Consider the following 20,025-nt stretch of genomic DNA (forward strand, 5'->3'; position numbering starts at 1 on the left):
GGGCTGGTCCCATCCCGCGAATTTCCCGTCCCGGGATGTCACATCCGGTCTACCGCGAACTCCACCGCGGGCCTCATGGCCCATCGGTAGTCGGTGTGCGCGGCCGGGCGGATGCCGCCTTCGCACACCGGATCACCACTCGCGCAGTAGTTTCCGGTTCGCCAGGCGTATTGGTCCGGCACATTCCAGCCGATCAGCCGGATCGGATCGCCGAACAACAGCACCGCGGCCACCCGGGATTCCAGATCCGCAGGCAGCGTGTGCATGCCGCCGAGCACGGTCACGATGCCGGTGCCGAGCACCCCGTGGGTGACGACCGCGCCTTGCGAGAAGCCGACCAGGATGAACCGTTGGTCCGGGCACCTCGCCGCTTGCCCCATCACATGGGCGGTCATGTCCTGAGTGCCGCGGCTGATCGAGGACGGGTCGAGCAGGTCGGCGGGATAGTCCACCCGGTAGGCCTGCGAATCGACCGGAAGCGCTCGCGACAGCGCGTCGTACAGCGGGTCGCCCACCACCGAACCCAGATACCCGGGTTCATGCGTGCCTCTGGCGACGACGACGTCGACCGCCGCACAGGACGCGGCCCATGCGTGCATCCCCGTCGCCGCCCCGAAACCCGCGACGAGCAGTAGCACAGCGAACGCCCTTACTACACGCCACTTTTCGAACTGGATCACCTTCCGGTTGGCCATCGCGCTCACCTACTCACGCCGTTGTGAGACAGCCGAGCGACACTTGTCAGTGACAATTACTCGGCTATATCCGCGAAGGTAAGAACGGCTCGGCCGGACCGTCAAGGAACTCCATCCGACCGATACGCAGTCAGCGCCGAATCGTGTTCTACGGCAGTAGAACCGCCGCGCCGGCAAATCGTCCGTGCGCGAGATCGACCAACGCCCGATCGGCCATGTCCAGGGAGTACCCGTGCGTGGTCAGATGTATCCGGTGCTCGCCCGCGAAAGCCAGGAATTCGCGGGCATCCGTGCGGGTATTGGCCGTTACCGAGCGAATCTCTCGCTCTTGGAACAGATGCCGCTGGTAGTTCACCGAGGGAATGTCGCTGAGATGGATACCGGCGATGGCGAGGATCCCGCCCCGATCGAGCGCCGCCAGCGCAGGCGGTACCAGCTCACCGACGGGTGCGAACAGGATCGCCGAATCCAGTGGCACCGGAGGTGGATCCGCCGCCCCCTGCACGGAAGCGGCGCCGAGCGCGGCGGCGAGCTCCCGCGCCGCCGGATCCCGGGTCATCACGTGCACCTCCGCTCCGCGCGCGGCGGCTACCTGAGCGGCGATGTGGGCGCTGCCGCCGAAACCGTAGATGCCCAGCCGCCCGCCCGGCGGTACGGCGGACCGCAGCAGCGCCCGGTACCCGATGATGCCCGCGCACAGCAGCGGGGCGGTGTCGGCGTCGGCGTAACCCGCGGGCAGGTGCAGCGCGTACGCCGCTGGTACACAGGCGTATTCCGCGTAGCCGCCATCGGCGTCCCAGCCGGTGTAGGCCGACTGCGGACAGAGGTTCTCCGCCCCGCGTAGGCAGAACTTGCACTCGCCGCACGTGTGCCGCAGCCAGGCGATGCCCACCCGGTGTCCCACCGCGAAACCCTCCCCATCCGCGGCGGGCCCGACCGCGACCACCTCGCCGACGACCTCGTGTCCCGGGACCACTCCGGGCCGGTGCACCGGAAGGTCGCCTTCGGCCACGTGCAAGTCGGTCCGGCACACACCGCAGGCGAGCACACGCACCAGCAGCTCGCCGGGACCTGGTTCGGGAACGGGTGTCCGCTCCGCGGCCAACGGCCCGCTCTCGATCGGGGCCGGCCTGCGCACCCGCCAGCAACGCATCGCGGCGGTACCGCTGTGGACGTCGCTCAAAGGATCACCTCGCACCGATCGGATCGACACCGACGGCGTACCCCGACCGCGTCGGCTGTGCCGAAATCACCCTACTCGGGCAGTACGGCCACGCCGCCCGACGACGTCTGATACATTTCTGTATCGAGTACATGTCTGTATCCAATGCCCGGACCGACCCGATCCGAGGAGGTACGCGATGACGTCCGAGGTAGCGCCCGTCCGGGTCTCTCGCCGCCGCGCCGAAACCAGGAACCGGCTGTTGACCGCCGCGTACGAGGCGTTTTCCGAGGAGGGCTTCGGCCGCGCCACCGTGGAGCGGGTATGCGAGCGTGCCGGGTTCACCCGCGGCGCGTTCTACTCGAACTTCAGCTCGCTGGACGAGTTGTTCCTGGCCATGTGGGAGCAGCGCTCCACGGCGATGCTCACCCGGGCGAGCGCCATCCTGGACGAGATCGCGGCAGAAGGTACCGATGACGTGCACGCCGCGGTCGAACGACTGGAACAGGCGGTCCCGGTCGACGAGGGCTGGTACCGGATCACCGCCGAATTCACCGCACACGCTCTGCGCACCCCCGCGCTGCGCCGGGTGATGGCCGCCCGCGAGGAGACTATCGTCGCGGCGCTCATGCCCACGATCGTCGCGGCGCTCGCCCGCGGCGGCCGCATCGTGCCCGATCCGGAGGCGTTCGGGCAAGCCCTCATCGCCGTCCACGACGGCACCAGCGTCCAAGTGCTGATGGAGCCGGACAGCCACGCCGTCCGCGAGCGCCGCACCGAACTCTTCTGCCACGTCGTGCTGGCCTACAGCACCGCAACCGAAGGATGAACATGTCCCACAGCAGTCCCGAGGCGGACGTCCTCGTTGTCGGCGCCGGGCTGGCCGGCCTGGTCGCCACCCATGAACTGGTCAAGGCCGGTCGCACGGTGCACGTGCTCGATCAGGAGAACCGAAACAACCTCGGCGGCCAGGCGTTCTGGTCGCTGGGCGGGCTCTTCTTCGTCGACAGCCCGGAGCAGCGGCGGCTCGGTATCGAGGACTCCTACGATCTCGCCCTGCAGGACTGGCTCGGCTCGGCCGGATTCGACCGCGACGACGAGGACAAATGGGCCCGGCAGTGGGCGCAGGCGTACGTGCGGTTCGCGGCCACCGAGAAACGGGACTATCTGCGCGATCTCGGCCTGCGCGTGACGCCGCTGGTCGGCTGGGCCGAACGCGGCGGCGGCAGCGCCGACGGACACGGCAACTCGGTGCCGCGTTTCCACCTCACCTGGGGCACCGGCCCCGAGGTGGTCCGGGTCTTCACCGAGCCCGTGCTCGAGGGCGAGCGGCGCGGACTGGTTCGTTTCGGTTTCCGCCACCGGGTGGACGAATTGATCGTGGCGGACGGCGCGGTGGTCGGCGTACGCGGCGCCGTGCTCGAGGACACCGATCTGGACCGCGGTCGCGCCTCGTCCCGGACCGAAGTCGGCGAGTTCGAATTGCGCGCCGAAGCGGTGATCGTGGCTTCCGGCGGAATCGGCCACAATCACGAGCTGATCCGGCGCAACTGGCCCACCGAGCGGCTGGGCCCGTGCCCGGAGACCATGATCTCCGGCGTGCCCGCGCACGTCGACGGCCGGATGCTCGCCATCACCGAGGCCGCCGGCGGCGCCATCGTCAACCGGGACCGCATGTGGCACTACACCGAGGGCATCATCAACTGGGATCCGATCTGGCCCGACCACGCGATCCGGATCATCCCGGGACCGTCCTCGCTGTGGTTCGACGCCAACGGCAAGCGGCTGCCCGCGCCGTGTTTTCCCGGATTCGATACGAACACGACGATGAAGGAGATCCTGAAGACCGGCTACGACTACTCCTGGTTCGTGCTCACCCAGTCGATCATCGAGAAGGAGTTCGCGCTGTCGGGCTCCGAGCAGAACCCGGACATCACCGGCAAGGATCTCACACTCACCCTGAAGAGCCGCGTCGCCAAGGGCGCCCCTGGCCCGGTCGAGGCGTTCAAGCAGCACGGTGTCGATTTCGTCGTCGCGAACACGCTGCGCGAACTGGTCGAGGGCATGAACAAGATCGCGCGCGGCCCCCAGCTGGACTACGACGACCTGGAACGCCAGATCGTCGCACGCGACCGGGAACTGGCGAACAAATACGGCAAGGACAGCCAGCTGATGGCGATCGCCAACGCGCGCCGGTACTTCGGCGACAAGGCGGGCCGGGTCGCCAAACCCCACCGGATCCTCGATCCCGCCGCGGGTCCGCTGATCGCCGTACGGCTCAACATCCTCACCCGGAAAACGTTGGGCGGCGTGCAGACCGACCTGAATTCTCAGGTGATCAGGCCGGACGGCACGGCGTTCCCGGGTCTGTACGCCGCGGGTGAGGTCGCCGGATTCGGCGGCGGCGGGGTGCACGGGTACAACGCGCTCGAAGGCACCTTCCTCGGTGGGTGCATCTTCTCCGGCCGGGCCGCCGGGCGTGCGCTGGCCGCGAAACTCGCCTGACCGCTACTGTCGGCAGCCGGAGGCGCCCGTGACCGGCCCCGTCGCGGGCGGCGACGAGATGAACGACGGCGCGCCGGAATAGAGCCGGGCACCCGTCGGGTACCGTCCCGGCTCCACCCGCACGCCGGTGATCTCGGCCTCGTTGCCGAAGACGTCCGTCACCCGCGCGGTGAACGGGCCCGGCCCCGCACCCGACAGGATCCAGTAGTTGTCCGCCCGGCGGGTGAGCTGTCGCCACGGCCCGCCTTCGGCGGGGCGGACAGCCGCCTCGCGCAACGGGTTTCCGGTATCGCCGAACAGGAGGCCGAACCAGGAGGCGGACGAATCCGCCTTCACCTCGTAGGTCAACTCCTGCGCCGGTTGCGGGTCACGGACCAGGTGGTAGCCGACCGGCGCCACTGCGTCGCGCGGATCGGCGATCCGCTCGAACGCCGCCGCGCTGAGATCCAGTTGTCCCACCGCGCATGCCGCGCAGTGGTCGACCACCAGCGCCCGGACCGACCCGCGCGGCCCCGCGATGTCCAGATAAGCTCCGCAAAGGTCGGCGCGCCCGTAGTCGGGAGTGGACAGCCCGGCATAGTAGCCGTCCGACGGCAGCTCGCGAAACGAACACGACACCTGTTTGCCGAATGCGTAGTAGCGTGCCTCCGCGGACATGTCCGACCCGATCGGCGCGAAAGTCACCGCGGACACCGGGAATCGGGACGGCGAGGAAGCCTCGTCGAGCGGACGCGCCGCGGCGCAGGTCGGCGCCGACGGCCGCACCAGCCAGACGACCACCGCGACGGTGGCCAGTGCGCCTGCGGCGAACCATAGCCATTCGGAACGGAATGGCCGCTCGTGGATCGGTACCCGGTGCATCGCTTCCCCGACTCCGGCTCGGCTGCTCACGGACTGTCCATCCTGACTTCACCAGGAAAGCAGCCCGGCCACGCGCGCGCACGGCGAACGAAAATTCTTCGACATATTTCGACACCAGGCCTGCCCACTGCCGTGGCGATCGCAGGCGTGGCTACCAGGGCACGGCACCGATTCCGGCAGCCACCGGGCTGCACACCCAGTCGTTGCCATCCAGCGTTCCGAGTGTCCGGCCACGGCCGTGGAAGTCGACGATCAGCGGCCGCAGAGCCGCCGGATCGCCTCCGTTATCGAATCGGGGAGTTCGAGCGCGCGCGGCAGTGCAGTATCAGCGGGCCAGTCCGTGCCGGACCGACATGTTCATGAGATGTTCGACCAGATAGATGATGATCTGTTTCGCCGACTCCCGATCCCGGACGTCGCAGAGCCGGATCAGCACCTCGTCGGGTATGTCCAGCGCCATGCGGATCTCGTCTTCGTCGTAGACATCGGCTCCGTCGAAGCAGTTGACCGCGATGATGAACGGAATCCGCCGGGACTCGAAGTAATCGACCGCGGCGAAGCAGTCCTCCAGACGCCGGGTGTCGGCGACGATGATGGCGCCCAGCGCACCGACCGACAGTTCGTTCCACATGAACCAGAACCGATCCTGTCCCGGCGTGCCGAACAGGTAGAGCACCAGCTGCGGATTCAGCGTGATCCGGCCGAAATCGAGCGCGACCGTGGTCGTCGTCTTACCTTCCACGCCGGTCAGGTCGTCGACGCCGGCACCGAACGCGGAGAGCCGTTCCTCGGTGCGCAGCGGGGTGATCTCACTGACCGTCGAGACCAGCGTGGTCTTGCCGACCCCGAAGCCACCGGCGATCAAGAGTTTGACCGCGGTGACCGAACCGAGCGCGGCAGCGCCGGCGAAGTCAGATTCTGCGTATGCCATCCAATACCGCCTGCAGAAGTGTCGGATCGGCGCCACCGGTGGGTGCCGACGGGGACCTGTAGATGACGTGCCCGGAGTGGATCAGGTCGCTGACGAGGACCTTCACCGCGGCGAGGAGGAGGTTCAGGTGCGCGGCGAGCTCGGCGATCGAGATCGGCCTACCCTGACACAGCCGCACGATCTCGGCGTACTCGCGATCGAGTGCGGAGGTTTCGCTCTCCGCGCGCACCGCGACCACGAGTGTCAGCAAGTCGAGGTTGTGCAGGTCGTGTCCGGCCCGGCCACGGGTGACGGCGAATGGCCGAACCAAGGGGCCGGGATCGTCCTCATAAGCCCATTCCTGATCGTCCCAGGCAGTCACGGTCTCGGATTCATGTGCTGCGAACCGGACTCCATCCGAGGCGAGGCGCTCAGATGATCACGAACCTGCCCGACGATGACGTTCATCTCGTAGGCGACCAGTCCGAGATCCGCGTCGATCGATGCCAGCAGAGCGAGGCAGGCACCGAATCCCGCCTCGATGACGATCAGATAGCCCCCGGCCAACTCGACGACGGTCTGCCGGAGCCCGCCCTTGTCGAACCGGGTCCCCACCCCGCGCGCCAGACTGTGCAGGGCCGAAGCCATGGCGGCCAGATGTTCCGCGTCCTCGCGGCCGAGCCCATGTGATCGAGCGAGTGGCAGGCCATCGGAGGACAGGACGACGGCGTGCTCGGATCCCGGCGCGCGGCTCACCAGGTTGCCGAGGAGCCAGTCGAGCGTGCTGGGGGCGTGCAGTGTGGATTCGTTGTTCATTTTCGGCACCGTTCGTGCTAGTGGTGGGAGTTCGGGATGTCCGCACGTGCCTGGCGAGTGCCATGCTGCAGTGCCTCCATGGAGCGGCGGACCTGATCTGCCGAGCGGTGGTCGGGGACCTGCTGGTACGGATCCACCTGTTCGTGCTCGATCTGCAGTTCTGGCGCCAGATGCGTCTGCCTCCTCCGCCGCGGCAGCGGTGTCCGGGAACGCCGCTGCTCGTGGGATCCGGCGGCGGCGCGCGACCGGCTCGGGTTCGTGATCGGCGCCGGCGGAACTGCGGGATCAACGCCGCTCGTCCCGTCCGAGCCGGGCCACGGCGGTAGTTGGAATTCATTGAAATGGGTCGATCGGACCACCGGCTCCGCAGGCCACGCGACCGCCTCCAGCGCGGGATGGGCCTGCGCCGCCGGCTGCGCGAGACGCCGGGGCTCCGGACCCGCACCCGCGTCGGCGGCCTGCTCGACATCGAGCAGCGCGGCCGGAATCAACACGATTGCTTTCACCCCGCCGTACGCCGAATCCTGCAGCGTGACGGAGATCCCGTGCTTGTTCGCCAGGCGACCGACGACGAACAGGCCCAGATGGCGTTGACCCGCCAGAGCCATCTCCTGGAAGTCGGGGGCATCGCGTAGCAAGGCGTTGAGTCGCTCCCGTTCCTCGGCGCGAATACCCAGCCCCTGGTCCTCGATTTCAACGACCACGCCGCGCCCGACGAGGTTGCCGTGCACCGACACCGGGGACTGGGGCGGCGAGAAGAATGTGGCATTGTCGATCAGCTCGGCCAGCAGGTGGACAAGGTCCGCGACGGCGTTACCGATCACGAAGGTGTGCGGCAGGCGAACTGCGCTGACCCGGTTCAGATCCTGGGTCTCCGACACAGCGCTACGCACGATCTGCTCGAGCGCCACCGGGTTCCGCCAACGACGACCGGGGTGTCCGCCGCCGAGAATAAGCAGGTTCTCGGCGTTGCGCCGGGCCCGGGTCGCCAGGTGGTCCAGTTGGAAGAGCAACTCGAGGTGCTCTGACTCCTGCTGCTTCGACTCGGCCAGGTCGAGAACGTCGAGCTGGCGGCGGACAACCACCTGACTGCGGTGGGCGATATCCATGAATACCTTGTTGAAGCCCTCGCGGGTCCGTGCCTCGCCGGCGGCCGCCTCCATCGCCACACGCTGGGCGGCGCTGAATGCCGCTGCTACCTCGCCGATTTCGTCGTCGCCGCGGTCGAGCAGGGTGGTTTCGCTGTCGACGTCGACCTCCTGGCCGTCGCGGAGACGATCGATGATGGACGGCAACGTCTCCGTGGCCAGCTGCAGGCTTCGCGACCGCAGCGAGCGGAGACGCCGGACCAGCTGGGTAGCCGATACGACAGCCAGCGCGAATGTGCAGAGCGCGATCACGGCCACCGCGATTCCGGCCCAGATCGAGCGCTCCAGAGCCTGGTTCGCCGACCCCACGGCAAGCCCGTTCGCATAGCGCATGTGCGTGTTGAACAGCGCGACGAACCGATCGCCGACGACTCGCTCGGCGGCAAGCCACTGCTCGTAGGGAACCGGGAGGGTACCCGCTACGGAGAGCTGGTCCTCGGCTGCGAGCACGGTCCGCCATTCGGGGGTTGCGAACAGCTCGGTCAGCTGCCGGCGCCCCTCGGCGGTCAGTCGCGCGTCGAACCCCTCGAGCTGATAGCGGTAGCCGCCCACGAGTTGTCCGATGAACCGTCGCTCTTCGGCTGGGACAGGTTCGCCGGACGCCGCGGCCGCCGCGGCGTGCGCCACGCTGCGGGCGTGCAGCTCGGCCACCCGCAGCATATCCGCGGCGGTCGACTCCTCGGCCGAGGTGGTGGGGTCGGGGCTGTATCGGGATCCGGCTTCGAAGCCGGTGACGACGAGAGTCGCCATCTGCTTGTAGTAGTCGTCGACCGCGGCGACGTCGGCCCGGCCCTGATCTACCCGACTGCGGATATCGGGCGAGCGGGCTACCAGGGACTCGAAGGGGCCCTGGAAACTCTCGATCGCCTTCGGGCTCAGTTCCACCAGCTGCGGCGCGAGCACACCGAGCCCGCCCAGTGCCTGGTCGGTCTGGGCCCGCGCGGCCGGGAGTCCGGCTCGGGCTGTGGGATCTCCTGCGAGGGTCAGGAGGCTGAGGGCCCGCTCTGCCTGCACGGACGTCACGAGCCCCAGCAGCGGGTCGAGCTGGGCATTGAGGTATCGCGACCATCGGTCGGCGTAGCGGGCGTCGTTCGCCAGGTACCCGACCGCGATGGTACCGACCGCCAGTAGAGCGACACATGGCAGCAGCACGATGGCCAGCAAGCGGGTCCGGATACTCCGCCCGTGCTGGAGTCCGCGCCGAGCGACCCTCGACACGGCGGTCTCGCTCGGGTTCATCGCCTCACGCACAGCAGGTCCCGTCTGCGACCGTCGGGCGTATCCCGGCTTCGTCTCGGGCGTGAGCATCGACTCGACGCAGGTCGTACAGGAAGGTCACCGGTTTCTCCGTATCGAACTCGACGGTCAGCGGCCCGATGCCGCGTGCGCGGAAATGAAGTCGGCGGCCGCCGCGAAGGCGTCCGCTCCCTCACGAGTTCCGCCGACCGGGAAGACATGCGCCATCTCCGCATACGATCGGTGATCGATGTCCGGGTTGATCTTCTTCAGACGCAGGGCATCCGAATGCAGGATCTCGCGATCCCCGGAGAAGACGAGGGTGGGGGGTAGATCCCGTTGATCCGCGTAGAGCGGGCTGATTCGGGGGTCCTCGGGCGAGACGTCCGGAGCCCACAGAGTGTGTGCGTTGTGCACCAGGTTGATCGACAGCGAAGGATCACGCCGTTCGAGCGCGGGCTGGTCCGCACCACTGGCACCCATGTCGAAGATCGGCGAGAAGAGCACGAGCGCGGCTGGGGCGGGGCCACCTTCGTCCCGCATGGCCAGCGCCAGCAGCATCGACAGACCGCCGCCCGCCGAATCGCCGGTCAGGACGATATTCTCGGCCCCGTGCTCTCGCACGAGCTCCAGATACAGCGACTTGATGAACTCCGTCGTCTCGCGCCACTGCGCCTCGGGTCCGAGCGGGTAGATCGGAATGATCACGTCGGCGTCCACCTGGTCGAGCAAGCCGGCGACCAGGTTCCATTGAATGCTCTGCAAGTCGAGCACGAAGGCACCGCCGTGCAGATACAGTAGCTTCACCGGCTTCTGTGGCGCACCGTCGCGGCGGGCGGCGTGGAAGATAAGCGTGCCGTCACGCCGCTCTTCACTGAAATCCAGTTTCCGGAGAAGCCTTTTCGACGGTCGGGCAGGGCCTTGCGCGCGGTTCTTCCGGATAGCCTTCTGCAGGCCCTCCATCGTGTCGAAGCCGGGAGCCAGCACTCCCGCGATCACCTTGCTCACCCGGAACAGCAATTCTCCGCTGAAGCGGCCCCGCATACGAATGTCGCCGCTGGGTGCGCGAGTGCCGGTCATCGGATTTCTCCTTCGGGGGAAAAGAGGCTTGAGAGGCGGCGAGGGGACGCCGCGACTGCGAGTAACGGACATATCGGCGTCAGGCGGCCCGGTTCCGGCCTGCCTACCTGCGTCTTCGCCCGCGGGGGGTCGCCACCTGCGGCCCACCGAGCGTAGAACGCACTCAACCAACTGTCAAACGTTTGGTCTGTTACAGGCGTGTCAAACCGGATACGGGACGGCGCGACAGCTGTCATTCCCACATCCAGCTCACTGTTCCCGGTCCGAATTATGAGCCCTGCGCTTGATGTGACGCACCATCATCCAGACGCCCGGAACGAGGACGCCGAATCCGACCGATATGGTCACAACAGGACCTGCCGTTTCTTGCCATGCCGGCCGCGGTCGCCTCGGTGAATCGGCCGAGTGCGTACTCGGCTCCGGATCGACCTGTCGCCATTTGCCTCGACCGGCCGGGGAAATGGGCAACGATAAATCCCGACGCGAGCGAAAAGCGTGCAGATTGCCTTGCCCTTGCTGCGAAAGATCCGCCTGCGCCCACGCGGGCCGCCCCGCTACATGACGAACGGAACCTACAGAGAATTTATCGACGCAGTCGGCGGACACTGGTTCGGACTATTTCGCTCATCACACAGAGAACCTGGACTCGATCTGTCGCCTTCGGCTTCTGTCCAGGCTTTGATCCTCCTGTGCGATATATTCGAAGCGCAGTCACACATCGGCCGCGACGGGCCACGGGAATTCGGGCGCGAAATACCGGGCGCGACGCGCCGCACGCTACTGAATTTGCCGAACCCCAAGAAACCACTCGCCGAAATACTTCGGTCGAAGCCTCCCGGAGTGCAGGCGAGCCCGCCATAACCAACCAGACATTCGTTAGATTCGATAGCACCGCGCCCTGGCGATGCACACGTGTTTCTCCGAGCGCCGGCCGCGCAGCGAGCCTCACGACACGGCCTCGACGCAACCGGCGCGACAGTCAGGGCGCATCACGGTCCAGCGCCTGGACCAGCGCCATCGCGTCGTCCAAAACCTCGGCCAGCGACCGCTTTCCCTCCTCGTGCAGCCAAGTTTCGAGCGCGACCTGCAGGCACGCCAATGCGGTCGCGGCGAGCGCGGTGGCGGCGAGGTCGGCCTCGCGCTCACCGGCGGCACCGAGCCGTCGGGCGACCTCCGGAACGAGCAGATCACGCCACGCGCGGTTCCTCTCGCCGAGTCGTGCGCGGACCGAGGGGGAACCGATGATCATCCGCGTCGTGCGGAGTCCGATCGCCAGATCATTTCCCCGTTTCCGGATCGCCGGCTGCAGGGCATGGCGCAGCGACACCCATGGACGCTCGCCCGCGGGCCGCGCAACCAGGGCCTCGACACTCTGCCGCGCGATGTCGGGCAGCGTGTCGAGCACGATGTCCTCCTTGGTGGCGAAGTACCGGAAGACCGTGGCGCGAGACGTGCCCGCCGCTTTCGCGATGTCGTCCATCGTCGTTCGATCGAAGCCCTTCTCCAGGATGAGGTCGAGGCCGATCTGCGCGACCCGGGACCGCGCGATCCGCCGGGTGCGAGCCCGGAGGGGAATCGCTCCGGCGGCTTCTGTCGATCGCATGCCGTCAAGACTAGACCAAATTCGATACCCAGTCTCAACTCGAGGTACAGTCTCGTCGACCGCAGGAGGTCGCACAACAACGCCGCAGCGCACATCGAGGCGGACACCGAGGCGGCCACCGCCGGCGCACCTTCGACATCGTCGTCCTGGCCGCGGTGCGGGGTGCGCGCCATGCCATGCCATGCCGTGCCGGCCATGATCGACAGTGGCCAGAGAGGTTCTATCGTCAACATGTCCTCGGGCGCCTCGAAGTCACCCTCCGCGACCAAAGCCGCCTACGGCGCGTGCATGGGGCGGCTGTGTCTGCCCGAAGACGTCGCCGATGTGGTCGCCTACCTGGCGTCCCCGCAGGCCGGTTACGTCGACTGCGCGATCGTCGACGTGGACGGCGGCGTTGAGCCGACGAACGCATGGTGAGCGAGCGATCCGGGCGACCGGTCGCCGTCGTCATCGGCACCGGCGGAATGGGATTGGAGATCGCCCGGCGTCAAGGGCCCGGCGTTGATCTCGTACTCGCCGATGTCAATGCCCGCAATCTCGAGACGACCGGCGCGACACTGCGCGACGAGGGGTACTCGGTGACGCCGATCGTCGTCGATGTGAGCGCACCGGACTCGGTGGCGGCACTCGCCGAGCAGGCGTCGGCGCTGGGCGACATCCGCGCCGTCGCGCATACCGCGGGCGTGTCCGGCGCGACCTCGGCGGTATCGACGATCCTCGCCGTTGATCTCCTCGGCGTGGCGCTGGTGATCGAGGAATTCGGCAAGGTGATCGCACCCGGCGGGGCCGGAGTCGTGATCGCGAGCATGGCGGGACACTTCTTCCCCGGAGTCGGGCCGGACGAGCAAGCGCTTTTGGCATCGTCGCCGGCGCGGGAGCTGCTCGCGCTGCCGATCGCCCGCCCGGAGGCCTTCCCCGACTCCGGCGCGGCCTACTCGTTCGCCAAGTACGCCAACCTGATCCGGGTCAAGGCGGGCAGTGTCACGTGGGGCCACAGGGGCGCGCGGATCAACTCCATCAGCCCGGGCGTGATCGCCACCCCGATGGCGGCCGCCGAGCTGGCGGGCGAGCACGGCGGGACGATGAAGCAGATGATCGCGACCTCCAACGCGAAACGGATCGGAACGCCCACCGACATCGCGGCCGCCGCCGACTTCCTCCTCGGTCCCGCAGCTTCCTTCATCTCCGGCACCGATCTGCTCGTCGACGGCGGTGTCGTCGCGGCCACGGTGGCCGATGTGCCCACGGAGTAGGCCGACACGGACAGGCGCCCGCGGACGTCGGACCCCAGAAGCCGCGCCCCACGGGTGCCATAACCTCACCGTTACAACGGTTTCCGGCGCGAACAGAAGCCGGCGCTCGGCCCCGCACCGCCAGGAACCGGGCCGGGTGCGGTGGTCTCGGTACGGCCTTCGCGGACATCGTCACGCCAGGAATCTCGGCAGTGGGCTCGCGAGCCACCTCGGGGCCCTAGGGCCGGCGTCGGCCTGAGCACGTCCGGGCCGGCCGACGGGCGCCCTCACGCGGGCGCCGGCACCGGCACCGGGAAGTAACACCGCCACGCCGCAGTTCCTCCACCATCGCGGCGGCATCGATGTCCTGGTCCGCGGCCGGGACACCTCGCATCTAGATAACAAACGGACGGTAGACAAGATGAGCCAGGCTCGATCGCCTCCGTGACACCCCTTGTCACCCGCAATTTTGCCTGCCAACCGAATGGTAGACTTCGGAAATGGCTGACACGAGCAGAGCGCGCCACGTCGAGCGCCGGGAGCGGTCCCGCCGCGGCCGGTCGGCTGCCACGGCCACCCCGGCGACCGACACCGCGGTGCGGAAGACCTCCGACGAGAGGTGGGCGGAGATCTTGGAGGTCTCGGCCCGGATGTTCGCCGAACGCGGATACGCCGCGACCTCGCTGCAGCACATCGCCGATGAGCTCGACCTACTCAAGGGCAGCCTCTACTACTACATCAAAACCAAGGACGATCTGCTCTACGAGGTGATCCGCACCGTGTACTGGCAGGGTGTGGCCGACCTGCGCCAGCACAGCGCGGGCCCCGGTTCCGGGATGGACCGGCTCCGCGCCGCCATCGACGGCCATATCCGCCACCTCGCCAATAATCTCACCGCGACCACAGTGTTCCTGCACGAGTTCAATCAGCTGTCGCAGGCACGCCAGCACGAACTGTCGATGCTCGACTACACCGGACTCATTCGGAGCTTGATCGAGGACGGACAGGCCGACGGCAGTATTCGCGCCTCGATCGATCCCCCGCTCGCGTCGATGTTCGTTCTCGGCGCGGTCAACTGGGTGTACCGCTGGTACCGGCCCGGCCAGGGCTCGATCGATGCGGTGGCGGCGCAGTTCGTCGACTTGTTCACGGCCGGTATCGCCGTCGGTGACACCGGCGAGGTCGACTGATTCTCCGTCCTATGGTCTCGATTCGATCCGGTTCCGGCCGACGATGTCCGCCATGATCTCGTCGACGCCGCCGTTGTGAGCGCAGAATGATTCGGCCGGCCCCGGGCACACCGACACGGCTAGCACCTGTGCGCGTGCCGAGGGAAGAGGGTTCTTCCCGCCTCACGGGCGATCTCGGCCAGCGCCCGGGCCAGCCGCGCGGTGTCCGGCACCGCTGCGTCGGCGCCGGTGCGGCCCGACAGCGACACCGCGGCCACCGCCGCGCCACGACCGCGGATCGGCACCGCCACGCACATGATTCCGGGCACGGTTTCCTCGTTGTCGACGGCGACCCCTTGGCGGTTCCGGATGCGGCCGAGCTCACGATGCAGTTCAGCGCGGTCGGCGAGCGTGCGAGTGGTCAGCTGGGGCAGGCGATCCCGGAACAACGTATCCACGATGCTCGGGTCCAGCGTCGCCAGCAGTGCCTTGCCCAGCGCGGTGCTGTGCGCGGGCATCCGCCCGCCGAACCGGGTGGGCACGCTCGCGGCAATCCGGCCACCGACCTTGTCCAGATACAGCACATCGCGCCCGTCCAGAACACCGAGGTGGCCGACCATCCCGGCCTGCCGGCACACGTCGTGCAGCAGCGGGCTCACCGCATCGCGGATCTCGTTGTGGCCGGCGGCGAGGCCACCCATTTCGAGGGTGCGCAGGCCGAGCCGATAGCCGCCGGGTGCGTGCGCCAGCCAACGCAGCCGGACGAGCTGGTCGAGAATGCGGTGCACGGTGGATCGCGGCAGCCCGGTGCGCTCGGCCAGTTCGACGAGGGTGAGCGTCGGCGTCGCGCCGGCGAACGCCTCCAATATCAGCGTCATCCGCTCGATCATCGATGCCGGGGGGCGGCTCGGTCGTGCTGCCTGTCCGGATCCGGTCGATAACTCTCCCGGCTCGGGATCGGTCATCACCTCGACCGTCATTGCCAACCTCCACGCGTGCTCGCGTAGAGCTTAGAGGCCGCTATGCGGACCCGTGCGTGGAATCGTCAAGGGTGAACAGCCATTCGCGGGTGTGCCGCTCGGCCAGCAACGGCAGAAAATTGGCGATGGTGGCGTGGTGTGCGACGTGCTCGTAGGAGGCCTGGAGATGGTCCTCGATCGCGGCTTCACTCACGACACCGCCGAATTCTCTCTCCAAGCGCTGCGCGGCCGCTTTCAGCGCGACGTCCTGATCGAGGGCGGTTTCCTGGTTCGGCTCATGGGTGGCGGGACGGTCGGTCATCGCGGATTCCCCTGGTCGTGAAGAAATCGGTACCTGGGGGCTCTGATACCCCACACTCCGGATACCCGGTCGAGCGGGTTCGACACCCTACGCCGCATCTACGAATCCACGCAGTCGCTGTCGGACACACCCAGCTTCCAATTGCTGTCCACTATGTGGGCGCCGGGTAAGTGACAGGTGCGAAATCGGTCCACTGTCCGCCCGCTGGCGCTGGACGGTCCAGCGGCGCCCGGCGGATGCTGCGAACATGCCCTCGCTAGCGCCTGACGAGTTCACTCCCGAGATCACCTACCTGAACACCGCCTCGTTCGGTCTGCCCTCCGCTCGCGCCTTGGCCGCGGTGCGCGATGCGAGCGCGAGCTGGGCGACCGGTCGCAACGGGCCCACATCACAAGTGGACCTCCTGGTACCCGACCTGCGCGCGGGGTTCGCCCGGCTGCTCGACGGCGCCACCGCCGACGACGTCGCGCTCGGCAGTGGTGTCGCGGGCCTGATCGCACCCGTGGCCGCCGCACTGCCGCCAGGCGCGGAAGTCCTGCTGCCGGAAGGCGAATTCGCCTCGGTCTCCATGCCTTTCGTATACCGGGACGACCTCGTCGTGCGCTTCGCGCCCTTGGCAGAGCTGGCCGCACAGGTACGTCCGGAGACCGCACTGGTGGCGGTGAGCGTGGTTCAATCCGCGGACGGCCGCGTCGCCGATCTCACCGAACTGCGCGCGGTCACCCGAGCCAACGACGCGCGCCTGCTCGTGGACGCCACCCAGGCCGCGGGCTGGCTGCCACTGCGCTTCGCCGAGGCCGACTACTGGGTCTGCGCCAGTTTCAAATGGCTGATCGGTGCACGCAGCGTCGCGTTCCTCGCCACGCCGCCCGAACTCGTCGCGCAGCTGCGTCCGATCGGGTCCAGTTGGTACGCCGCCGAGGACCGCTGGGGAGAGCTCTACCGCCCGACCGCATTGCCCGCGACGGCACGACGGTTCGACACGACGCCCGATTGGCTCGGCGTCGTGGCGGCGCTGGCGGGGTTGTCGCTGATCGAGGAACTCACTGTGGACACGATCGGCGCGCACGACCTCGAACTCGCCGACCGTTTCCGGGACGGGCTGCGCGAGCTGGGTTTCGAACCCGTCTCGGCGCGCTCGCCGATCGTCGCCGTCCCGGGCGCGGGCGACTTGGCGGCTCGGCTCGAACAGGCGGACGTGATCGCGTCGGCTCGCGGCGGCGGTCTGCGGTTCGCCTTCCACCTCTACAACAGCGCCGACGACGTCGAACGGGCGCTGTCCGCGCTGCGAGCCGGTTAGTCGCGGCGGCCGCGCCGCACAGCCGGTCGGAGACCCGAATCGGGCAGCGAACCGCAGCCGGAGCTCGCAGGCCGCCGAGGGCCTGCAGCGGGCGCTGTCCGCGCAGCTGTGGCCATCGAAGGCGGCCAGGACACGCCGGTTATTTCCGCGTGCGCCGCGAGGTGGCTCACCGGCCACGGCGGTGCGCGGGAGCGGTGATCAGCGGAAGATCCAGCGCGGTGAGGATTCCGGCGGGGGCGGCGACCACCGCGGGAACGGCGTTGACGATGCGCAGGCCGGTAGCCAGGACGGTCGCGTAGTTGTGATCCCCGTTGCGGCTCGAAGTCACCAGGTCCAGTGCATAACTGGGCTCGCCCGTGATCTCGACCCGGTAGGAGCCTGCGGGATCCGCCGGTTGCGGCCAGTCCGGGCAGAGGTCGGGGCGCAGCCGAGTCACGTGCTCGAGCACGGTGACGGGCACGTCCCCGACCATGCCCTGGACTTCGAACCGCAGCGCCGCCGCGGTTCCCTCGGCGATGTGCCCGGTCGCGATGTCGAACGACTCCGGTGCCGGGACGCGCTCATAGGACTGCGTGACGGCATCGAGCGTGACCCCGATCCCGGCCGCGAGCTGACGAACCGTCCCACCCCAGGCGAGCGACAGCACGCCGGGCTGCAGGAGCATGGGGATCTCGTCCATGGGCCTGCCGAAGCCCATGATGTCGAACATGACCGCGCGGTTGTCGTAGCTGGCGTAGTCCACGATTTCCAGACAGCGCACCTGGTCGATGCGCAAGCAGGTCCCCGCGAGCGCGAGTGGCAGCAGATCGTTGGCGAAACCGGGATCGATGCCGTTCACCCACAGCGACGAGTTGCCCTGCGCGGCTGCTTCCTGCACCGGCCTCAGCAGCTCATCGGGCAGCACGCCGTAGGGGTACTGGAAGAACACAGGTGCGCACGCGACGACATTGATCCCAGCGGCCAGGATCCGTTGCAGATCTTGTACCGCCTCGAACAGCCGGTTGTCGGTCATGCAGCAGTAGACGATGCAGTCCGGGCGCGACGCGAGCAATGCTTCCGCGTCGGTCGTCGCGGTGACACCGACAGAATGATCGAGCCCCGCGAGCGTCCCCGCGTCCGTACCGCACTTGGCGGGACCGGACACCCACACGCCCGTCAATTCCAGCTCGGGATGGGCGATGACGCCGGCCAAGGCATGCCTGCCCACATTGCCGGTGCCCCATTGCACTACGCGACATGTCATGTCACAGGTCCGGGATCGGGAGGTCGAGGTTGGGGCCGATCAAGCCGCCGTCGGGCTCGAGAATCTTGCCGGTGAGGTACTTCCCTGCCGGCGAGACCAGGTAGAGCGCGGCAGCGGCGATGTCCTCGGGGTCGCCGATGCGGTGCAGCGGTGTCTTCGACTCCAGTTCGGTGCGCATGGCGTCGTTGCCGGCGACCACCTCCAGCGCGGAGGTCAAGATCGAGCCCGGCGCGATGGCGTTGACCCGGATCCGCGGATTCAGGTCGAGGGCGGCGAGCTTGGTGTAGTGGGCGAGAGCGGCCTTGGCGGTTCCGTATGCCGCGAACGCGCGTCCGGGTAGCCGCCCCATCGTGGAGGTGATGTTGAGAATCGAGCCGCCGCCCGCTGTTTCGAGCATGCGCGGCACTGCGGCGCGGACCAGCGCGTGCGCGTTGGAGACATTGAAGTCGAACGCGTCCCGCAGCGCCTGTGGCGTCGTGTCCAACAGCGGGCACGGCAGCGCGCCGCCCACGTTGTTGACCACAATGTCCACTCGCCCGAAGCGTTCGACCGCCGCGGCGGCGAGTGCCGCCGCCGCCTCCACGTCGCTCAGATCCGCGGGCACCACGTGGGCCTGCCGTCCGGTGGCGGCGACCCGCTCGGCGACCTCGTCGAGCTGGCTCTTGGTTCGTGCGGCGATGACGACATCCGCGCCCGCCTCCGCGAATGCGACTGCGATAGCCGCGCCGAGGCCACGACCCGCGCCCGTGACTATGGCGACCTGATCGTCGATCCGGAACCGATCCAGAATCATTCGCGCTCCTACGCGCCGACTGACGAATATTCGACAGCAGGTAATCTAATATTCGTCATCGTAAGTGGCTCACCCGAGCCGGGACAAGGGGTAGCCGCCATGCCGGACCGATCCGCGTCGCCGCCCACGCGTCGCGTCGTCGATATCGTGTCGCTGCTGGCGACGTCGGGCGAGCCGATCAGCGTCGCGGGTATCGCCGAACGGCTGGGCATCGCCCGCGCGACCGCGACCGCGATTCTCACCGAATTGCATACCGCCGGTTGGGTCGTGCGCGATCCGGCCCGGGGCTACGGCATCGGTCCGGCGCTGGTGGCGCTGCACGGTGCCGCGCTGCCCCAGGGTGTGGGCGAACTTCTCGCCGGCTTGGCCGCCCGTACCGGCTACGGTGCCACGTTCAGCCGCATCGAGCCGGATCGGCTCACCGTGCTCGACGTCCGGCACGGCGTCGACCGTGTCGTGCCGGGAATCCCGGTGGGCCATCGCATTCCGCTGCAGTTCCCGGCCGGAGCGAGTGTGATGCCGTGGCGTCCGGCGAACGAGCAGAACATCTGGCTGGCGACCGCCACCGACGCGGACCGACCTATGGCCGGTGCACTGCTGGCGCTCGTGCGTGAACGCGGAGTCGCGGTGTTCCGTCCGCGGGCCGACGATGCCGGCATGGTGGATCTCCTCGCCGATCTGCTCGGCGCGGTCGAATCCGAATTGCCGCGACCGCACTTGCGCACTCGCGCTCTTCGCCAGCTCGCCGTGCTCACCTCCCGGCCGTTCACCCGGGCGGAGCTCGATTCGGACGACATATTGCCGCTGAGTTATCTCGGGGCACCGGTTTTCGACGCGAGCGGCACCGCGGCCTACGAGGTGCAGCTGGGACCACTGCGCACTGCGACGACGCGCGTGGAGCGAAAGGAATTCGTCGATGCGACGCGCAGCACGGCAGCGGAATTGACGACCGCGCTCACCACCGGTCGGCATGGAAAACAATTCTCTGCAT

The 20,025-nt window shown here is 68.0% G+C and carries 20 protein-coding genes; 7 read left to right on the top strand and 13 right to left on the bottom strand.

All coding sequences use genetic code 11. The features are described 5' to 3' along the window. Nucleotides 1-38: 38 nt before the first annotated feature. Both ACT89H_RS26220 and ACT89H_RS26225 read right to left on the bottom strand, forming a co-directional pair. On the bottom strand, nt 39-695 hold the full coding sequence (locus ACT89H_RS26220; RefSeq protein ID WP_445111325.1) for a cutinase family protein: 657 nt from the start codon (nt 693-695) through the stop codon (nt 39-41). Nucleotides 696-843: 148 nt separating this feature from the next. Beyond that, nucleotides 844-1,848, bottom strand: coding sequence for a zinc-binding alcohol dehydrogenase family protein (locus ACT89H_RS26225; protein ID WP_445111354.1), 1,005 nt, complete (start codon nt 1,846-1,848; stop codon nt 844-846). Nucleotides 1,849-2,056: 208 nt separating this feature from the next. On the opposite strand from ACT89H_RS26225, the gene ACT89H_RS26230 reads away from it, so the two are divergent. Further along, the gene (locus ACT89H_RS26230) at nt 2,057-2,686 is read left to right on the top strand and encodes a TetR/AcrR family transcriptional regulator (protein ID WP_445111326.1); all 630 of its coding nucleotides are present in this window, start codon (nt 2,057-2,059) and stop codon (nt 2,684-2,686) included. Continuing rightward, entirely contained in the window at nt 2,683-4,362 is a 1,680-nt protein-coding gene (locus tag ACT89H_RS26235) for an FAD-binding dehydrogenase (protein WP_445111327.1), read from the top strand. Before ACT89H_RS26230 ends, ACT89H_RS26235 begins: the two co-directional genes overlap by 4 nt. Nucleotides 4,363-4,365: 3 nt before the next feature. Here the strand turns inward: ACT89H_RS26235 and ACT89H_RS26240 are convergent, their stop codons facing one another. The 7 genes from ACT89H_RS26240 to ACT89H_RS26270 form a co-directional block, all read right to left on the bottom strand. Continuing rightward, a complete protein-coding gene (locus tag ACT89H_RS26240) occupies nt 4,366-5,253 on the bottom strand; it encodes an expansin EXLX1 family cellulose-binding protein (protein WP_445111328.1) in 888 nt (295 codons plus the stop codon). A 295-nt stretch (nt 5,254-5,548) separates the two neighbouring features. Next, complete coding sequence (locus tag ACT89H_RS26245) at nt 5,549-6,154, bottom strand: GTP-binding protein (protein ID WP_445111329.1); 606 nt, start codon at nt 6,152-6,154, stop codon at nt 5,549-5,551. Next, on the bottom strand, nt 6,135-6,515 hold the full coding sequence (locus tag ACT89H_RS26250) for a DUF742 domain-containing protein (RefSeq protein ID WP_445111330.1): 381 nt from the start codon (nt 6,513-6,515) through the stop codon (nt 6,135-6,137). The genes ACT89H_RS26245 and ACT89H_RS26250 overlap by 20 nt, the downstream gene beginning before the upstream one ends. Next, nucleotides 6,512-6,949: a roadblock/LC7 domain-containing protein gene (locus ACT89H_RS26255; protein WP_445111331.1), complete on the bottom strand. Its 438-nt coding sequence runs from the start codon at nt 6,947-6,949 to the stop codon at nt 6,512-6,514. The genes ACT89H_RS26250 and ACT89H_RS26255 overlap by 4 nt, the downstream gene beginning before the upstream one ends. Nucleotides 6,950-6,966: 17 nt before the next feature. Continuing rightward, nucleotides 6,967-9,315, bottom strand: coding sequence for a sensor histidine kinase (locus tag ACT89H_RS26260; RefSeq protein WP_445111332.1), 2,349 nt, complete (start codon nt 9,313-9,315; stop codon nt 6,967-6,969). 147 nt (nt 9,316-9,462) lie between these two features. Further along, complete coding sequence (locus tag ACT89H_RS26265; RefSeq protein WP_445111333.1) at nt 9,463-10,413, bottom strand: alpha/beta hydrolase fold domain-containing protein; 951 nt, start codon at nt 10,411-10,413, stop codon at nt 9,463-9,465. 979 nt (nt 10,414-11,392) lie between these two features. Next, complete coding sequence (locus ACT89H_RS26270) at nt 11,393-12,016, bottom strand: TetR family transcriptional regulator (RefSeq protein ID WP_445111334.1); 624 nt, start codon at nt 12,014-12,016, stop codon at nt 11,393-11,395. A gap of 231 nt (nt 12,017-12,247) precedes the next feature. Between ACT89H_RS26270 and ACT89H_RS26275 the strand changes: the two genes are divergently transcribed. The 3 genes from ACT89H_RS26275 (at nt 12,248) to ACT89H_RS26285 (ending at nt 14,438) form a co-directional block, all read left to right on the top strand. Further along, a complete protein-coding gene (locus tag ACT89H_RS26275) occupies nt 12,248-12,433 on the top strand; it encodes an SDR family oxidoreductase (RefSeq protein WP_445111335.1) in 186 nt (61 codons plus the stop codon). Next, nucleotides 12,430-13,269: an SDR family oxidoreductase gene (locus ACT89H_RS26280; protein WP_445111336.1), complete on the top strand. Its 840-nt coding sequence runs from the start codon at nt 12,430-12,432 to the stop codon at nt 13,267-13,269. The genes ACT89H_RS26275 and ACT89H_RS26280 overlap by 4 nt, the downstream gene beginning before the upstream one ends. 479 nt (nt 13,270-13,748) lie before the next feature. Further along, nucleotides 13,749-14,438, top strand: a complete 690-nt coding sequence (locus ACT89H_RS26285; RefSeq protein ID WP_445111337.1) for a TetR/AcrR family transcriptional regulator — start codon at nt 13,749-13,751, stop codon at nt 14,436-14,438. Nucleotides 14,439-14,557: 119 nt separating this feature from the next. On the opposite strand, the gene ACT89H_RS26290 is transcribed toward ACT89H_RS26285, so the two are convergent. Together ACT89H_RS26290 and ACT89H_RS26295 are read right to left on the bottom strand one after the other, a co-directional pair. Then, complete coding sequence (locus ACT89H_RS26290) at nt 14,558-15,295, bottom strand: IclR family transcriptional regulator (RefSeq protein WP_445111338.1); 738 nt, start codon at nt 15,293-15,295, stop codon at nt 14,558-14,560. Nucleotides 15,296-15,437: 142 nt separating this feature from the next. After that, nucleotides 15,438-15,698, bottom strand: coding sequence for a three-helix bundle dimerization domain-containing protein (locus ACT89H_RS26295; RefSeq protein WP_445111339.1), 261 nt, complete (start codon nt 15,696-15,698; stop codon nt 15,438-15,440). A gap of 247 nt (nt 15,699-15,945) precedes the next feature. On the opposite strand from ACT89H_RS26295, the gene ACT89H_RS26300 reads away from it, so the two are divergent. Next, the gene (locus ACT89H_RS26300; protein WP_445111340.1) at nt 15,946-16,998 is read left to right on the top strand and encodes an aminotransferase class V-fold PLP-dependent enzyme; all 1,053 of its coding nucleotides are present in this window, start codon (nt 15,946-15,948) and stop codon (nt 16,996-16,998) included. A gap of 166 nt (nt 16,999-17,164) precedes the next feature. Here ACT89H_RS26300 and ACT89H_RS26305 read toward each other — a convergent pair whose 3' ends face one another. Further along, nucleotides 17,165-18,241, bottom strand: a complete 1,077-nt coding sequence (locus tag ACT89H_RS26305) for an NAD(P)H-dependent amine dehydrogenase family protein (RefSeq protein ID WP_445111341.1) — start codon at nt 18,239-18,241, stop codon at nt 17,165-17,167. Between the two features lies 1 nt (nt 18,242). Continuing rightward, complete coding sequence (locus ACT89H_RS26310) at nt 18,243-19,034, bottom strand: SDR family oxidoreductase (protein ID WP_445111342.1); 792 nt, start codon at nt 19,032-19,034, stop codon at nt 18,243-18,245. A gap of 99 nt (nt 19,035-19,133) precedes the next feature. Here ACT89H_RS26310 and ACT89H_RS26315 point away from each other — a divergent pair. Continuing rightward, the coding region (locus ACT89H_RS26315; protein WP_445111343.1) for a helix-turn-helix domain-containing protein at nt 19,134-20,025 on the top strand (892 nt) is incomplete at its 3' end.

It is taken from the genome of Nocardia aegles, assembly GCF_052545135.1.

What these genes read in the sequence shown, in the direction of transcription:
- ACT89H_RS26220 (WP_445111325.1), bottom strand. Translation starts at nt 695, where the DNA reads ATGGCCAACCGGAAGGTGATCCAGTTCGAAAAGTGGCGTGTAGTAAGG.
- ACT89H_RS26225 (WP_445111354.1), bottom strand. Translation starts at nt 1,848, where the DNA reads ATGCGTTGCTGGCGGGTGCGCAGGCCGGCCCCGATCGAGAGCGGGCCG.
- ACT89H_RS26230 (WP_445111326.1), top strand. Translation starts at nt 2,057, where the DNA reads ATGACGTCCGAGGTAGCGCCCGTCCGGGTCTCTCGCCGCCGCGCCGAA.
- ACT89H_RS26235 (WP_445111327.1), top strand. Translation starts at nt 2,683, where the DNA reads ATGAACATGTCCCACAGCAGTCCCGAGGCGGACGTCCTCGTTGTCGGC.
- ACT89H_RS26245 (WP_445111329.1), bottom strand. Translation starts at nt 6,154, where the DNA reads ATGGCATACGCAGAATCTGACTTCGCCGGCGCTGCCGCGCTCGGTTCG.
- ACT89H_RS26255 (WP_445111331.1), bottom strand. Translation starts at nt 6,949, where the DNA reads ATGAACAACGAATCCACACTGCACGCCCCCAGCACGCTCGACTGGCTC.
- ACT89H_RS26265 (WP_445111333.1), bottom strand. Translation starts at nt 10,413, where the DNA reads ATGACCGGCACTCGCGCACCCAGCGGCGACATTCGTATGCGGGGCCGC.
- ACT89H_RS26270 (WP_445111334.1), bottom strand. Translation starts at nt 12,016, where the DNA reads ATGCGATCGACAGAAGCCGCCGGAGCGATTCCCCTCCGGGCTCGCACC.
- ACT89H_RS26275 (WP_445111335.1), top strand. Translation starts at nt 12,248, where the DNA reads ATGTCCTCGGGCGCCTCGAAGTCACCCTCCGCGACCAAAGCCGCCTAC.
- ACT89H_RS26285 (WP_445111337.1), top strand. Translation starts at nt 13,749, where the DNA reads ATGGCTGACACGAGCAGAGCGCGCCACGTCGAGCGCCGGGAGCGGTCC.
- ACT89H_RS26290 (WP_445111338.1), bottom strand. Translation starts at nt 15,295, where the DNA reads ATGACGCTGATATTGGAGGCGTTCGCCGGCGCGACGCCGACGCTCACC.
- ACT89H_RS26295 (WP_445111339.1), bottom strand. Translation starts at nt 15,698, where the DNA reads ATGACCGACCGTCCCGCCACCCATGAGCCGAACCAGGAAACCGCCCTC.
- ACT89H_RS26300 (WP_445111340.1), top strand. Translation starts at nt 15,946, where the DNA reads ATGCCCTCGCTAGCGCCTGACGAGTTCACTCCCGAGATCACCTACCTG.
- ACT89H_RS26305 (WP_445111341.1), bottom strand. Translation starts at nt 18,241, where the DNA reads ATGACATGTCGCGTAGTGCAATGGGGCACCGGCAATGTGGGCAGGCAT.
- ACT89H_RS26310 (WP_445111342.1), bottom strand. Translation starts at nt 19,034, where the DNA reads ATGATTCTGGATCGGTTCCGGATCGACGATCAGGTCGCCATAGTCACG.